Genomic DNA, 14,877 nt, shown 5'->3' on the forward strand with positions numbered 1-14,877 from the left:
GCTCAGGCCTCTGCCGGCTCCGAACGACGCTTGCGGCGGGAGCGGAACCACGCCCCCACGAAGATCGCCACGATCACCGACGCGGCCGCTGCCGACAGATACGTGCCCAGCGAGTGATACGGCGTCCGGTACGACAGCGACACCGTGTGGACTCCGGCGGGCACTGCCACCGCCACCATGCCGTGATCGGCCGGCACCAGGGTGGCCGGCTTGTCGTCGATCGTCACGGCCCAGTCGTTCTGCAGAGCGTCGGCCACCACCAGGTAACCCTCGCCGGAGGCGTCCACCCGGGCCGAGATCGCGTCGGCGCCGTCTTCGAGCACCGAGACCTTCGCGGTGGAGCCGGCTTTCACCGCCGGACCCGGCGCGTCCAGCACCACCTGGCCGGGCTTCAGCGTGCCGCTGTTCACCAGGGTGATCCGCGCGGCCGCGTCGGGCTCCACGACCGGGGTGTTCGCCCAGCGGATGCGCGGCAGGGCGGTCAGCCGCTCGTAGACGACCGCGTTGCCCGCGTACGCCAGGCGCAACCCGTCGTCGGCCGGGCGGACCACGCTGACCCCACCGGCGAGGGTCAGGGCTTCGGGAGCGTCCTGGGTGAAGGTCGCGTACGCCTTCGTTCCGGGCGGGAGATCCTCGCCGGCCACCGGGATCGTCATGGCGGTGCCGGCCGCGACGCCCTCCCCGCGGTTGTCCCGCCCGATGATCACCCGGGACGCCCGCGCGAGCTCGGCGCCCTTCTCGTCCTGCAGCACCACGGTGATCGTGGCGTCCGAAGCCGGGCGGAACGCCGACGCGAGTTTCACGGTCACGCCGCGCAGCGGACCGGTGCCCGGCACCTCCGACCGGAGCGGCTGATCGCCACGGACCGCGCTGGTGCCGCCGGTGTTCGCGGCCTCGGTGACGGTGCCGAAGACCTCGTCCCACGGTGCCGACACGAAGTACTTCACGCCGAGGCGGTCGAACAGGGGCTGCTGGGCGGTCTGCAGCGTCGACCGGAAGTTGATGTACGTGGGCGGATCACCCAGGCCCCAGCCGGGCATGCCGTCGAGCGCCTCGCCCAGACGCTTGCCGATGAACAGGTGGCCGTTCAGGGCACGCAGCGGGTACGCGGAGTCAGCACCGACGAACATCGCGCCGCCGGCCGCGTACCGGTCGTCACCGAGATGAGACGCCAGGTAACGGTGGACGTCGGTCACCGGGTAATAGGTGTCCTTGTCGGACTTGGGCCAGTACGGGCCCGCGAACGACAGCGCCTGCACGGCGATGAGCACGGGTACGACGAGAGCGGCGACGCCGGCCACCGCCGGGCGCCGGGCGGCCGCCCACCAGGTCAGGACGATCGCCGCGAGGGCCAGGGCGCCGAACAGCGCCGCCCAGAGGATCTGGTCGTCGAACCACGACACCCGGTAACCGCCCTCGGTGCCGCCCTGGGCGATCTGCGCCGCCCGGCGCCCCCGCCACAGCAGGCCCGCGAACACCACGAGGGCACCACCGAACACGGCTGTCGGCCACGCCACCCACGCCCACCGCGGTACGCGCCCGTCGGCGTCGCGCGCGACCGCCACCCGACGCACCAGCAGGTCGAAGCCGACCGCGGCCAGCACGGCGACCAGGAAGCAGAGCACGCTGCGCATCCGCCCGACGAAGTTGTCGGAGAAGAGCACCGGAAGCTTCTGCAACGCCGCCAGCGGCGCACCGCCCCCGTAGATCACGACCAGACCGAGCACGGTCGCGACGAGGAAGTACGAGAACCCGCCGCGCGGCAACCGCCCGGCCGCGACCCGCGGGAACGCGACCGCGATCAACGCGAGCAGCACGGCGGCCGCGCCGACGTACACGCTCGACTCGACCAGGTTCACCGGCAGGTACCAGTACGGCCCGCGGTCGGGGTCGGTGGTGCCGAACGCCCACGGCGCCACCGCGGTCAGCGCGGTCACCGGCAGCAGGTGGTCGCCGGGGGTCTGCTCGCGCCCGGCGATGTAGACGCCCGACATCGCCGAGACGAACGGCATCAGCTGGATCGCGGCGAGCGCCACCGCTCCCACCAGGGCTACGCCCGCACCGCCGACGATCCCGACGATCCGCCGCCACGACCACCCGTACTCGGCCAGGACCCGGACCACGAGGTAGATACCGGCGAACAGGATCGTGTACCCGGTCACGGCCGGGAACCCACCGAGCAACATCGCGGCCACGGCCAGGCACAGCAACGCCCCGTCCCGTGCCCGGCGCGACGAGACCAGCCGCTCCACGCACCAGAACACCGCCGGGATGAACGCCGCGACCCGGCTCTGTGGCCAGTTCGTCCACGCGATCAGGAAGCCGCTGCCGACGAACACCAGGCCGCCGAGGCCGGCGGCCGCACGCCCGAGCGAGAACCGGCGCAGGAACAGGAACGTGGCCCCGGCGGCGACGACGATCTCGAGCAGTTTCACGTACCCGGGCGCCAGCCAGCCGGGCAACAGCAGATACGGCACCGACAGCGGGTTGTACAGCGCGTAGTTGGGCGTCGACCCGAACGCGGAACCGCCGGACTGGTAGGGGTTCCAGAGCGCGACGTCACCCTCGCGGAACAATTCGCCGAACAGCGCGGTGTTCGGGAGCACCGAGTCGACGGTGTCGTTGAGGAACGTGTTCGTGGGCTGCACATCCGAGAGCCCCGACGTCGCGTACGGCGCCTTGTCCGCGAGCATGTCGGTGGCCGCGAAGACCTTGAGGCCGAGCAGCGGCGCCCCGATGCCGGCCAGCGCGTACCCGATGATCGCGAGCATCACAACCGCGGTGAGCGCCCGCTGCCAGCGCGGTTCGCGCACGGGCTCGTCCGCATCGGGTGACGGCTCCGGTGCCGGGGTTGCCACGACGGTGTCGGACCTTTGGCTCACGGGAATCTCGGCTCCGGAACGCGGGGGGTGCAATCGCCCGCCGAGAGTAACAGCCCTGTGGTAACCCTCCGCCGAACGGCAAGAGGCCTGTGGATTGCCTGGGCGCGGGCGGGGAACACGGACAGACATGCGCATCGTCGTGACCGGAGCCAGCGGAAATGTCGGAAGCGCCGTAGTTCGTGCGGCTGTGGGATCAGGGGCGGAAGTGACCGGGGTGGTGAGGCGCACCCCGTCCGAGCGGGCGGCTCCGGCCGGCACCCGGTGGGTCCGCTGCGACATCGGTTCGGTCCACGCCGACGCCGTCCTGCGCGACGCGATGGAGGGCGCCGACGCGGTCGTCCACCTGGCCTGGGCGATCCAGCCGAGCCATGACCGCCGCCTGCTCGCCCGCACGAACGTGCTCGGCACCCGAGCCGTGATCCGGGCCGCCGAACTCGCCGGTGTCCCCCACCTCGTGCACGCGTCGAGCGTCGGCGTCTACTCGACCGGGCCCAAGGACCGCACCGTCGGAGAGGACTGGCCCACCGGCGGGATCGCGACGTCCTCGTACAGCCGGGACAAGGTCGCCGCCGAGCGGCTGCTCGACGCCTGCTCGGTGCCGGTCGTGACCCGGATCCGTCCGGCCCTGGTCGTGCAGCGCCGAGCCGCGAGCGAGCTGCTGCGCTACTTCCTGCCCGCGTTGGCCCGGCCGCTGGTGAAGCTGACACTGCCGGTGCTGCCGCTGCCCGACCGCACGGTCACCCAGGTCGTCCACGCGGACGACGTCGCCGACGCCGTGCTACGTATCCTCGCGGCGCGGGCCGCCGGGCCGTTCAACCTGGCGCCGGAGCCCCCGCTGCGCCCCGACGACCTGGCCAGGGCGTTCGGGGGTCGGCGCGTCCCGCTGCCGGCGGCGGTGCTGCGTGCCGGCGCGGCCGCCAGCTGGTCGGCCCATCTCCAGCCGGTGGACGTCGGCTGGGTCGACCTGCTGCTCGGTACGCCGCTGCTGGACAGCTCGCGGGCCCGCGACGAACTCGGCTGGGTGCCGCGCTACGACACCCACGAAGCGCTCGCGGACGTGGTCGCCGGGCTCCGCGACCACTCCGGCGACCGTTCCCCGCTCCTCCGCCCGCTCCGGCTCTTCGCGTAGTGGCCCTCAGTCGGCGATGAAGAACACACGCAACAGCATGAACAGCGCCACGGCGACGACCATCAAGCCGATCGCCCCGATGACCACCCAGGGCACCCACTTCGGGGCAGGCCCCTTCTCCTGATGAGTGATCGCGGACGTGCCGCCCTCACCCGGCGGTGTCTCGCCCGGCGGTACACCTCCGCCCGGCTCCAGTCCAGGGGTACGGCTCGGGTCCGGACCTTGCCAACTCATCCGTCCTCCTCCGAAATGCAGTCGTCCCGTGCTACCCGTCGTCACCACGAACACACCCCGATCAATCAGACGTTTCCGGTGTGACCGCGCACCCGGGGGGTAACCGATCGCCATGTCGGTGATCCGAGGACTCTTCTCCCGCCTGGAGAACGCGCGGCTCCTGGACCCCGTGGCCGAGGCCGTCGCCGGTGCCGTCCAGACGTCGATTCCGAACACCCGCATTAAGGACCTGTTGCACGGCCGCTGGCTCGGCCACCCCGTGCACCCGGTGCTGGTGCAGGTGCCGGTCGGCGCCTGGGTCTCGGCCAGCGTGCTGGACTTCATGCCCGGTGGCCGCAGGGCCGCGCAACGATTGGTCGGGCTCGGTCTGCTGACCGCGCCGGCCGCGGTGGCCGCCGGTCTGGCGGACTGGTCCGAGCTCGAGCCCGATCAGCGCCGGGTCGGGCTGGTGCACGCGGCCGCGAACACGGTCGGCATCGCGTTCTACACCGCGTCGTGGGGCGCCCGGCGCAACGGCCGCCACCTGGCCGGGGTGGGGTACGCCCTGCTCGGCCTCTCCGCGGTCGGCCTCGGCGGCGCACTCGGCGGCCATCTGGCGTATTCGCAGGCCAGCGGCGTGAACCACGCCGAGGGTACGATGCGCAGGGCCGGCGGGGAGTGGCACGACCTCGGACCGCTGGACGAGATCCCGATCGGGAAGCCGGTCCGTCGGGACGTCGGTGACACGACGGTGGTCGTCTACCGGCGGTCGCTGTCGTCCGGCGGCGGCGTCCACGTGCTCGCGTCGGAGTGCAGTCACGCCGGCGGGCCGCTGCACGAGGGTGAGGTGACCGACGGCCCCGGGGAGCCACGCATTTCCTGCCCGTGGCACGGGTCGGTGTTCCGGTTGGTCGACGGGGAGCCGCTGCGCGGTCCGGCGACGGCCTGTCAGCCGGTGTTCCGGACCGAGATCGCGGCCGGTCGGCTGCGCGCGCGGGCGAACGCGGAAGGAAGCGTGTGGAAGAACGCGGAAGTGTGAGCGTCACCCTCTACGAGGACGGCCCGCTGCTGCTGCGGGGCGACTTCGTGATCCAGGGTCAGGACGGCGAACCGATCGATCCCGGCCGGGCCACAGTGGCGCTGTGCCGCTGCGGCAAGTCCGGCCTCAAGCCCTTCTGCGACGGCACCCACAAGCTCGTGAACTTCTCCGCCCCAGGTCAGTGAGCACGACGAAGGCCCGCCCCGAGGGGCGGGCCTTCGTCAGGTCAGGCCGAGACCGCCAGGTCCGAGGCCGGGGCGTTGCGCAGCGAGGACTCGCCGGACTCCCAGCGGGCCAGGATCCAGCCGGCCGCGACGCCGTCCAGGAACATCCCGCAGGCGGCTCCGAACAGCAGGTCGTCGGCCTGGTCGGGGAACTGCGCCACGTACCCGCCACACAGGTCGTGCGCGGCGATCTGCTCGTGCACCGCGTCGGCCGCGACGTGCTCGTCGTAGAAGCGGGTCGCGGCCGCGTCGCCGCCGAGCCGGCGCAGCCCGTTGCCGTAGCGCCGGTTCGGGATCGACGAGGTCATCTCGAACGCGGCCAGGTGCCCCAGCAGCGCGGGTAGCCAGCGCCGGTGCAGCCCGAACATCGACATCAGGTTGTTGGTGGCCAGCGTCGGCGCGGACGCCTGCTCCAGGTACGCGCCGTACCCCTGGTCGAGGTCCAGCGCGCCCATCGTCGTCCGGAAGAGTTCGGCGTGCATGCGCTCGACCCGGCCGCCGCCGTACTCGTCGGTCTGGATCTCGATCAACGCGGCCTTGGGCCGCCCGCCGAGCCGCGGAATGCCCCAGCTGTGCGGGTCGGCCTCTTTGAGGTGATACACGGAGCGGTGGACGACGAACTCGCGGAACTGCGCGAGCGTCGCCTTGCGCTGCAGGAACCGGCTCATCGACGGGCCGGTGTCGTCGCTCGCGAGCGTGCTCAGCGCCCGCGCCACCGGCGCACCGGCCGGTACCGGCACCGCCGCGCGGAGCCCGCCGACGAAGTGCGCCTCCAACCGCGCCCGCAGCGCGAGCAGCTCGGGATCCCACTCCCAGTCCGGGTCCACCCCGTCGAACCCTCGGTAGTGCAGTTCGTAGAGCACCCACAGCGCCAGCTGGAGGTCCTCGTCGAGCCACGGCTCGTCCCCCGACAAGGACACCGGAATACCAGTGAAGGATCCAGGCATCCCCACGAGAGCCCCGACCACCGCTTCGCTTATGCCACCCCGTGGCTCCGGCAACCGCATGAAGTTCCTCCCGGATCGGCCCGTCTTCGCGCCAGCCGACTCGAACTTCCCGCTAGCGCGCATCCGAAACGGCAGGTGAGAGTGGAACTGTGCGGCCACGCTCGAGCTTCGTCACACCCGCGATTCCCCGTCGCGACGTCTCGTCCAGGAACGCCGACAGTGGCGACTTCATCACCGTGTAGTCGTCGAAATGAATCGGGTGGATCACCGGCGCCCCGATCAGCGTCGCCAGGTCGGCGCCTTGTTTCGCGTCCATCGTCACCAGGACGCCGAGCACGCGGGTGCCGCCCAGGTGCACGAGCATTGCGTCGATGCCGGGGAATCGCTCGGCGATCTCGCCGAGCCAGGGTCGGCACAGCGTGTCTCCGGTGACGTACAGCCGGTACGTGCGCTCGCCGTCGCGCTCCAGGTCGACGACGCTGCCCATCACCGGGGGCAGCAGCCGGTGGAACAGCGCGGGCCCGTGCTGGCCGGGCACCGACGTCACCCGCAGGACCTCGTCGCCCCGGCGCGTCTCCCACTCGGTCCACGGCGACAGTCCGGACGCCTCGCGGAAGCCCTTGCGGCCCAGCCGCCGCGCGGCCGCCGGCGTGGAGACGATCGGCACGTCACGGGAGAGCCCACGCGCCGCCCGCCGGTCGAAGTGGTCGCCGTGCAGGTGCGAGAGCACAACGGCGTCCAGCGGCGGGAGGTCGTCGATCCCGAGCGCGGGTGCGTGCCGCCGCCGGGACACCAGGCCCTTGCCCAGGTAGGCGTACTCCCCGCGGTGCAGGAAGTTCGGGTCGGTGAGAACGGTGAAGCCACCGAGCCGCAACAGCACGGTGGCGTTACCGATGAACAGCAGGCTTCCGACGGGCGTCATACCCGACGGGTAACCCGCTAGCGGGGATTAAACGGACTCGTCCGGCACAACCGACAGGGTCGCCCAGACGGTCTTGCCGTCGGGGTGGTCGAGGATTCCCCAGTGCTGGCTCACCCGGTCGATCAGCGGCAACCCGCGCCCCCGGAAGCTCACCATGTCCAGTGGACGCGGTACCGGCTGCGTGGTGGAGCCGTCGCGGACGCTGATCTTGAGCGTCTCGTCGGTCAGTTCCAGCGCGACCGTCGACGCCGTCCCGGCGTGCTCGACCGCGTTCGACACCAGTTCGCTGACGACCAGCTGTGCGACCTCGGTGAGGTCGGGGGAAAGGTCCCAGTCGGCCGCGGCCTCCTGCAGGAACCGCCTGGCCGTAGCCGAGGCCGACGGGTCCGCCGGGACCGCACAGTCCCGGCGGACCCGTGCCGGCCGGTCATCGACATGGCGCACGCCCGCCTCCGTCGCCGGGTAGAAGGGAAGGAGGTCGGAGCAGTGCACCCGCCGCGCGGCGTCTTCGAAGACAGCCTCGGCGTCCACCACCACCAGCCGCGCGGTGGGCCACCCACCGGCGGTGTTGAGCACGCTGGGCAGCAGCGCGACGCATTCCGGGTTCGCCAGCTGGAGCCGGGACACGTCCACCACCACCCTTCCCACGTCGATCAGCGACTTCAGCATTGCCCGCCGAGCCGCTGGCGCGGTGCGTACTGAGAGCTGCCCGTCCAGATGGAGAACCGCATGGTCGGCCCGGCGATCCAGGTCGACGTGCAAGTTCGTGCCCATCGCTCCGCTCTCCGGTCTCTGTGGCGTCGTGTTACCCACGATCCGTAGTGGGCACACGCGGAATAGCTACCGCTGTCGCGATCCGGAGTAACCTCCGTCACAACCCGCGTTCCGAGGGCGACAGCGAGTGGATTCCGCCACGTCCCGAAGGGGAAAACATGTCACGCCGATCGCTCGTCGTCGTCGGCGCGTCCGCCGGCGGTGTCGAGAGCCTCCGGGCCGTGGTCCGAGGGTTCCCGCCTGACCTGCCCGCGGCCGTGCTCGTCGTACTCCACACCACCCCGGGCGGAAGCAGCGTACTCGGGTCGATCCTGGACCGAGCGGGCCCACTGCCCGCGAGCACCGCGGCCGACGGCGAGCCGCTCGTCCCGGGGCACATCTACGTGGCTCCGCCGGACCGCCACCTCACTGTGCTCGACGGTCACTGCTGCCTCGCGCGTGGCCCGCAGGAGAACGGTCACCGGCCGGCGATCGACCCGCTGTTCCGCTCGGCGGTCCGGGATGCCGGGTCCGCGGTCGTCGGTGTCGTCCTGTCCGGCATGTTGGACGACGGGGCGGCCGGGCTCGCCGCGATCGCGCGGCACGCGGGGGCGACCGTCGTGCAGGACCCCGCGGACGCGCTCTATCCCAGCATGCCCCTGGCCGCTCTCGACGTCGTGCCGGACGCCGCGACCGCTTCCGCCGACAAGCTCGGCTCGCTCATCACCGACCTGGTCCAGCAGGCCCCGGCCGTCGACCCCCGCTCCGACGACCCGCTGCTGAACCAGGAAACCGCCATCGCGGAGTTGGACATGGACGCGCTCAACCATCCCGACCGTCCGGGCACACCGGCCGGGCTGGGCTGCCCCGACTGCAACGGAGCTCTGTTCGCGGTCCCCGAGGGTGCGATCACCCGGTACCGCTGCCGGGTCGGTCACGCCTGGTCTCCGGAGAGCCTGCTGGCCCGGCAGAACGCCGCGCTGGAGGGTGCGCTGTGGATGGCGCTGCGCACGATGGAGGACAAGGCCTCGCTGCACCGCCGCCTGGCCGACTCGGCGAAGGATCGGGGGGCTCCGCACGTCGCGACGCAGAACCTGCGCTCGGCCGCCGAGCTGGGCGAGGCCGCCCGTCTGATCCGGGACCTGCTGGCTCAGGAACCGGCCGGTCAAGCGTGACCCGGGCCGGCCCGGTGCCGGTACGGTGCGAGACGTCAACGAGCGACCCCCTGGAGACAAGGACCGCGGTGAGCGAGGACGACACCCAATTCGAGGCGCTGCTCGAGTTCCTCAAGGAGAGCCGCGGGTTCGACTTCACCGGGTACAAGCGATCCAGCCTGATGCGCCGGGTCTCGCGGCGTACGCAGGCGCTCGGGATCGAGGGGTGGAACGAGTACCTCGACTACATCCAGGTGCACCAGGACGAATACACCACGCTGTTCAACACGGTCCTGATCAACGTCACCGGGTTCTTCCGTGACCAGGATTCCTGGCTGCAGATGCGCGCGGAGATCCTGCCGCAGCTGATCGCGTCGAAGAAGCCTTCGGACGCGATCCGGGTCTGGTGCGCGGGGTGCGCCACCGGGGAAGAGGCGTACAGCATCGCGATGCTGCTGGCCGAGCTGCTCGGGCCGGACGAGTTCCGCGACCGGGTCAAGATCTACGCCACCGACGTCGACGACGAGGCGCTCGCGATCGCCCGCCAGGCCACCTACGGCGAGCGGGAGGCGCGGTCCGTCCCGAGCGACCTGCTCGACCGGTATTTCGAGCGCACCGGCACCCGGTACGTCTTCGCCAAGGATCTGCGCCGGAGCGTCATCTTCGGGCGCAACGACCTCGTGCAGGACGCTCCGATCAGCCGGGTCGATCTTCTGACCTGCCGCAACACGCTGATGTACCTCAACGCCGAGACTCAGGGCCGGGTGCTGGCCCGGTTCAACTTCGCGCTGAACGAGATCGGCGTGCTGTTCCTCGGCAAGGCCGAGATGCTCCTGGGGCACGGCCAGCTGTTCACCCCGATCGACCTGAAACGCCGGTTCTTCCGCAAAGTTCCCCGCGCGGTGCCGGGGCTCGGCACAATCACATCGGGCGGGGGCGGCAAGAACGCCCTACGTGACCTGCTGGGGGCCGACCGGTTGCAGACCGAGGCACTGCTCGCCGCGCCGGTCGCCGCGATCGTCGTCACGGACGACGGCACGGTGGCGGGTGTGAACCAGCGTGCCGAGGCGCTGTTCGGAGTCTCCACCCGCGACCTGGGTCGGCCGCTTCTCGACCTCGACGTCTCCTACCGGCCGATCGAGCTGCGTCCGCACCTGGAAGAGGTACGGCGGGAGCGCCGGCCGATCTGGGTCCGCGATGTCGAGTGGACGCGCTCGCCCGGGGAGAAGCTCCGCGTCGACTACCAGGTCGTGCCGTTGAGCAGCAGCGACGGGCAGCCTGCCGGCGCGGTGGTGTTCGCCTCCGACGTCACCCGCTACCGGAAGCTGCAGGACGAGCTCGAGTTCGCCAACCGGCAGATCGAGACCGCCTACGAGGAACTCCAGTCGACGGTCGAAGAGCTCGAGACCACGAACGAGGAACTCCAGTCCACGGTCGAAGAGCTCGAAACCACGAACGAGGAACTCCAGTCCACGAACGAGGAACTGGAGACGATGAACGAGGAGCTCCAGTCCACGAACGACGAGCTCCAGTCGATAAACGACGAGCTGCGTGAGCGCACCGAACAGCTCAACGACGCGAACGCCTTCCTCGAATCGATCCTCCGTTCCCTGCGCAGCGCGGTCGTGGTCGTCGACGCCGAGCTCGTCGTGCGGGTCTGGAACCGCCAGTCCGAAGACCTCTGGGGGCTCCGGCCGGAGGAGGCCGTCGGGCAGCACCTGCTCAACCTCGACATCGGCATCTCCACCGACCGCCTGCGCCCGCTGGTCCGGCAGGTGCTCACCGGCGGTGAACCCACCGGTCCCACCGAGCTGACCCTCGACGCGATCAACCGCCGTGGACGACCGGTTCAGGTGCGGGTCGGCGCGAGCCCGCTCATCTACCGTGCCGAGCAGATCGCCGGGGCGATCGTCGTCATGGACCAGATGTCGATGCCGTCCGCGAACGACCCCGGATAGCCGCAACGCCGGGCACGGCATTTATAACCGTTTGTGGCCATATTCTCCTCCGCATGCCGGACCGCGTGGCCTCACTCGACACCCCGACCGCCGTACGACAGCGCAAGCAGCGAACCGAGCGGCTCACGCTCACCCACCGTCCGGCGCTCGACGGTGTCCGCGCGGTCGCGGTGCTCGCCGTGCTGCTGTTCCACGGTGGAGTGTCGTGGCTGCCGGGCGGGTGGATCGGCGTCGACGCGTTCTTCGTGCTGTCCGGGTACCTGATCACGACGCTGCTGCTCGCCGAGCACGAGCGCACCGGCCGGATCCGGCTGAGCGCGTTCTGGGCCCGACGCGCCCGGCGGCTGCTCCCCGCCCTGCTCACCGTGGTCGCGGCGGTACTGGCGGGCGCCCGCTGGCTGGTGCCGCCGGAGGAGCGCGGGGCGCTGGGCACCGATGCCCTGGCCACGCTCGGCTACGTCGCCAACTGGCGGATGCTCGACCGCGGCGACGGTTACGCGGCCCTCACCGCCGCGCCCTCGCTGCTGCAGCACACCTGGTCGTTGGCGCTCGAGGAGCAGTTCTACCTGCTCTGGCCGCTGCTCGTCGCCGGAGCGCTCGCCTGGTGGTCGGCGCGAGGTCTGCTCGGCGGGACGCTCGTCGCGGCCGCGGTGTCCGCCGTCGCGATGGCGGTGCTCTACGTGCCGGACGCCGAGCCCGCCCGCGCGTACTACGGCAGCGACACCCGCGCGTTCGGGCTGCTGGTCGGCTGCGTGCTGGCGCTGCTGCTCAGCGCACGGCGCTACGGCCCCGGCCACGCCGCTCCCCGCCGGTGGTCCTGGCCCGTCCCGCTGGCCGTCGCGACGCTCGGCGCCGCGCTGTTCGCCCTCGACGACAGTGGGCCGCTGCTCTACCGCGGCGGCCTGCTCGGCGTCGCGATCGCCGTCGCCGTGGTGATCGCCCGGGCGGAACGCGAGCCCGAGGGCCGGACCGCCCGGGTGCTGTCCGCCTCGCCGCTCCCCCGGCTCGGACGGGTCTCCTACGAGCTGTACCTGTGGCACTGGCCGGTGTTCGTCTGTCTCGACGCCGAGCGCACCGGGTTGACCGGGCTGCTGCTGCTGGTCGCGCGGTGCGCGGTGACGCTGGTGCTGGCCGAGCTGACGTATCACCTGATCAGCCGCCCGGTACGCAGCGGACGATGGCCGCGGCCCGGGCGCGTGCTGCCTCCGCTGACCGCGCTCGCCGCGGTCGGCGCCGTCGCGGTGGCGGCCGTGGTGGTGGCGGCCGTGGTGGTGACCACACCGCCGGCACCGCCGGCGAAGGCCCCCGGTACGACGATCGCCGCGGCGCCGAGCACGTTGCTCACGCGACCGGGGCGCCCGGCGGGACAGCTGCGGATCACGGTGTTCGGCGACTCGGTCGCGAACAGCCTGGCGATCGGGCTGCCGAGGCTGACCGGAGCGACGCTCACCAACCGGTCGCTGATCGGATGCGGCATCGCCCGGTCCGGACCGGTGCGCAACGCGTCGAAGATCCAGGACCCGTACGAGCGGTGCCCGCGCTGGGACGCGTACTGGGCGCAGGGCGTCCGGGCCGATCACCCTGACGTCGCGCTCGTGGTGCTGGCGCGCTGGGAGCTGCTGGATCGCCGGTTCGGCGGCCGGTGGCGGCACATCGGTCAGCCCGTCTACGACGCGTACCTGCGCACCGAGCTCACCCGCATGATCCGGGTCCTCACCACCGGTGGGGCGCGGGTCGTGCTCGCCACCGCGCCGTACAACCGCCGGTACGAGCGGCGCGACGGCAGCCTCTACCCCGAGGACGAGCCCGCGCGGATGGACGCGTGGAACCGGATGCTCCAGGACACCGCGCGCACCGCCCCGGACCGCGTCCGGATCGTGGACCTCGGGGCGCGGCTCTGCCCCGAGGGGCGCTTCACGCGCGAGGTCGGCGGCGTCCCGGTACGCACCGACGGCCTCCACCTCAGCGAGCGCGGCGTCCGGGAGGTCGTGGCCCCCTGGCTCCTGCCGCAGCTCGCCTCGGCGGCGACCTAGCCCTCGGGTTAGACCGCGGCGGGAGCCGGGTCGGACGACGGCTCGGGCTCCGACTCGGAGTGCGCCGCCCCGGTGGAGGCCGGGCCGGCGTCGTGGCCGAGGCCGTCGAGGCGCAGGGTGCCGGGTGGCGCGATGCCGAGCCGCTCGGCCGCGAGCAGGAACGCCTCCGCGTACGGCGAGTGCGCCGTCGCGTCGTGGACGAGGTCCCAGTCGATCTGTTCACGCAGCGCCCGCCCCAGCGGCAACACCGTCGTGAGGTCGCAGTAGTGCTCGGTGAACGCCAGCAGCTTGTTCAGCAGCAGGTCGGTGGCCGAGAGCACCGGCATCCGCACCGCCTCGACCGGCATCTCCTCGGCCCGCTCGAGCATCGCGACCGTGACCTCACGCTCCGACGGCCGGAAGATCAAGTCGACCAGGCACTCCCCGTCGTACACCTTGACCAGCCAGTCCTCCGGCGGCTGCTCGGGCCGGAGGCCGGCATCGACGCAGGCACCCAGCGCCGACTGGACGTCCGACGGCCGGATCAGGAAATCGACGTCGTGCGTGGACGCCGGGCCGCCTCTGGCGTAGACCGCGAAGCCTCCGGCCAGCGCGAACGGGAGTTCGGCCGCTTTCAACGTGCTGGCCACCTTCTTCATCGTGACGATCAGCGCGTCCGGATCTCCACTCATGGTCCCCCCTTACCCCGTTGTCGGGCGGAGATACCCGTCCTGATCTCCAGTGACACGAACAGCCGTCATCGCGACGCCGTAGCATGGAAACCGGACGAATTCTTCGCGTCCTTCGGGGTATCTAACGCCCCGACCGAGATTCGGTCGCGTGTTCCGCGCGGCAAACCTGCGAGGGCTGTGTGCTCAGCTGCCAGATCGACCGTACCCAGCCCATCACGGTGCTGCAGCTGGTCGGTGACCTGCGCCTCGGCACCGTCCATCAGGTTCGCGCCGCGTTGCTGAAGTGCCTGGTGGAATGCCCGGAAGCGGTGATCGTCGACCTGTCCCAGGCGGACGTGTCGTCCGCCACCGCGCTGTCGGTCTTCGGCGCGGTCAGCCGGCGCGCCGCCGAATGGCCGGTGGTCCCGCTGGTGCTCACGGCCGGCCCGCCGGAGGTCCGGGAACGGCTGGAGCCGGTCACCCGGCTCTGGCAGATCCCGGTCTACGCGTCGCTGGTCGAGGCGCTGAGCGAGGCCGTCCGGCTCCCGCCGCCGGTGCGGCGGGAGCGCATGGAGCTGCGCCCCGGCACGATGGCGATGCCCAGGGCCCGCTCGATGGTGGCCGAGGCGTGCCGCGAGTGGGGGCTGAACGACCTGGTCCTCCCGGCCGAGCTCATCATGTCCGAGCTGGTCAGCAACGCCGTTCAGCACGCGGGAACCGATCTGGTCGCGAGCGTGGTGCTCCGCCGCGGCCTGCTCCACCTCACGGTCGGCGACGGCGATCCCACCCCGCCGCGGAAGAGCGCCGGCTATCCGCCGATCGGTGCGCTGAGCGGACGCGGTCTGCTCCTGGTCGACGAGTTCGCCAGCGGGTGGGGCTGCCTGCCGATCGAGGGCGGCAAGGTCGTCTGGGCCGTCGTGCGCCTGCCGGCCTGACCCCCACATCACGTTAGACCGGCTCGGACCGGGGAAAT

Annotated in this window: 13 protein-coding genes; 7 read left to right on the forward strand and 6 right to left on the reverse strand. The window is 71.6% G+C overall.

Annotation, left to right across the window (positions count from 1 at the left end):
• Positions 1 to 2: 2 nt before the first annotated feature.
• Positions 3 to 2,858, reverse strand: coding sequence for a YfhO family protein (locus tag CRYAR_RS34440; protein ID WP_169745123.1), 2,856 nt, complete (start codon positions 2,856 to 2,858; stop codon positions 3 to 5).
• 151 nt (positions 2,859 to 3,009) lie between these two features.
• Here CRYAR_RS34440 and CRYAR_RS34445 point away from each other — a divergent pair, with 151 nt between their 5' ends.
• Positions 3,010 to 4,011 carry an NAD-dependent epimerase/dehydratase family protein gene (locus tag CRYAR_RS34445; protein WP_035857382.1) on the forward strand — a complete coding sequence of 334 codons (1,002 nt, stop codon included), beginning with the start codon at positions 3,010 to 3,012 and terminating at the stop codon, positions 4,009 to 4,011.
• A 6-nt stretch (positions 4,012 to 4,017) separates the two neighbouring features.
• Here the strand turns inward: CRYAR_RS34445 and CRYAR_RS46290 are convergent, their stop codons facing one another.
• Complete coding sequence (locus CRYAR_RS46290; protein WP_084701340.1) at positions 4,018 to 4,245, reverse strand: DUF6480 family protein; 228 nt, start codon at positions 4,243 to 4,245, stop codon at positions 4,018 to 4,020.
• A 112-nt stretch (positions 4,246 to 4,357) separates the two neighbouring features.
• Here CRYAR_RS46290 and CRYAR_RS34450 point away from each other — a divergent pair, with 112 nt between their 5' ends.
• Together CRYAR_RS34450 and CRYAR_RS34455 are read left to right on the forward strand one after the other, a co-directional pair.
• Positions 4,358 to 5,263 carry a Rieske (2Fe-2S) protein gene (locus CRYAR_RS34450; protein WP_051571327.1) on the forward strand — a complete coding sequence of 302 codons (906 nt, stop codon included), beginning with the start codon at positions 4,358 to 4,360 and terminating at the stop codon, positions 5,261 to 5,263.
• Entirely contained in the window at positions 5,260 to 5,448 is a 189-nt protein-coding gene (locus CRYAR_RS34455) for a CDGSH iron-sulfur domain-containing protein (RefSeq protein ID WP_211247777.1), read from the forward strand. Before CRYAR_RS34450 ends, CRYAR_RS34455 begins: the two co-directional genes overlap by 4 nt.
• Positions 5,449 to 5,489: 41 nt before the next feature.
• On the opposite strand, the gene CRYAR_RS34460 is transcribed toward CRYAR_RS34455, so the two are convergent.
• From CRYAR_RS34460 to CRYAR_RS46295, 3 genes are read right to left on the reverse strand one after another with little or no spacing between them, the layout of a single operon-like run.
• Positions 5,490 to 6,494, reverse strand: coding sequence for an iron-containing redox enzyme family protein (locus tag CRYAR_RS34460; RefSeq protein ID WP_035857384.1), 1,005 nt, complete (start codon positions 6,492 to 6,494; stop codon positions 5,490 to 5,492).
• A gap of 52 nt (positions 6,495 to 6,546) precedes the next feature.
• The gene (locus tag CRYAR_RS34465) at positions 6,547 to 7,356 is read right to left on the reverse strand and encodes an MBL fold metallo-hydrolase (protein ID WP_035857385.1); all 810 of its coding nucleotides are present in this window, start codon (positions 7,354 to 7,356) and stop codon (positions 6,547 to 6,549) included.
• A 27-nt stretch (positions 7,357 to 7,383) separates the two neighbouring features.
• Positions 7,384 to 8,130: an ATP-binding protein gene (locus CRYAR_RS46295; RefSeq protein WP_084701342.1), complete on the reverse strand. Its 747-nt coding sequence runs from the start codon at positions 8,128 to 8,130 to the stop codon at positions 7,384 to 7,386.
• A gap of 158 nt (positions 8,131 to 8,288) precedes the next feature.
• Here CRYAR_RS46295 and CRYAR_RS34475 point away from each other — a divergent pair, with 158 nt between their 5' ends.
• The 3 genes from CRYAR_RS34475 to CRYAR_RS34485 all read left to right on the forward strand — a co-directional run bounded on the left by CRYAR_RS34475 (position 8,289) and on the right by CRYAR_RS34485 (position 13,254).
• On the forward strand, positions 8,289 to 9,284 hold the full coding sequence (locus CRYAR_RS34475; RefSeq protein WP_035857386.1) for a chemotaxis protein CheB: 996 nt from the start codon (positions 8,289 to 8,291) through the stop codon (positions 9,282 to 9,284).
• A gap of 68 nt (positions 9,285 to 9,352) precedes the next feature.
• Positions 9,353 to 11,221: a CheR family methyltransferase gene (locus tag CRYAR_RS34480; RefSeq protein ID WP_035857388.1), complete on the forward strand. Its 1,869-nt coding sequence runs from the start codon at positions 9,353 to 9,355 to the stop codon at positions 11,219 to 11,221.
• A gap of 53 nt (positions 11,222 to 11,274) precedes the next feature.
• Positions 11,275 to 13,254 (forward strand): acyltransferase family protein, encoded by a 1,980-nt coding sequence (locus tag CRYAR_RS34485; RefSeq protein ID WP_051571329.1) that lies wholly within the window; start codon positions 11,275 to 11,277, stop codon positions 13,252 to 13,254.
• Between the two features lie 8 nt (positions 13,255 to 13,262).
• Here the strand turns inward: CRYAR_RS34485 and CRYAR_RS34490 are convergent, their stop codons facing one another.
• Complete coding sequence (locus CRYAR_RS34490) at positions 13,263 to 13,925, reverse strand: nucleotidyltransferase family protein (RefSeq protein ID WP_063725807.1); 663 nt, start codon at positions 13,923 to 13,925, stop codon at positions 13,263 to 13,265.
• A 179-nt stretch (positions 13,926 to 14,104) separates the two neighbouring features.
• On the opposite strand from CRYAR_RS34490, the gene CRYAR_RS34495 reads away from it, so the two are divergent.
• Positions 14,105 to 14,839: an STAS domain-containing protein gene (locus CRYAR_RS34495; RefSeq protein WP_035857389.1), complete on the forward strand. Its 735-nt coding sequence runs from the start codon at positions 14,105 to 14,107 to the stop codon at positions 14,837 to 14,839.
• The last annotated feature ends 38 nt before the right edge of the window (positions 14,840 to 14,877 follow it).

Source organism: Cryptosporangium arvum DSM 44712 (assembly GCF_000585375.1).
Lineage (GTDB): Bacteria > Actinomycetota > Actinomycetes > Mycobacteriales > Cryptosporangiaceae > Cryptosporangium > Cryptosporangium arvum.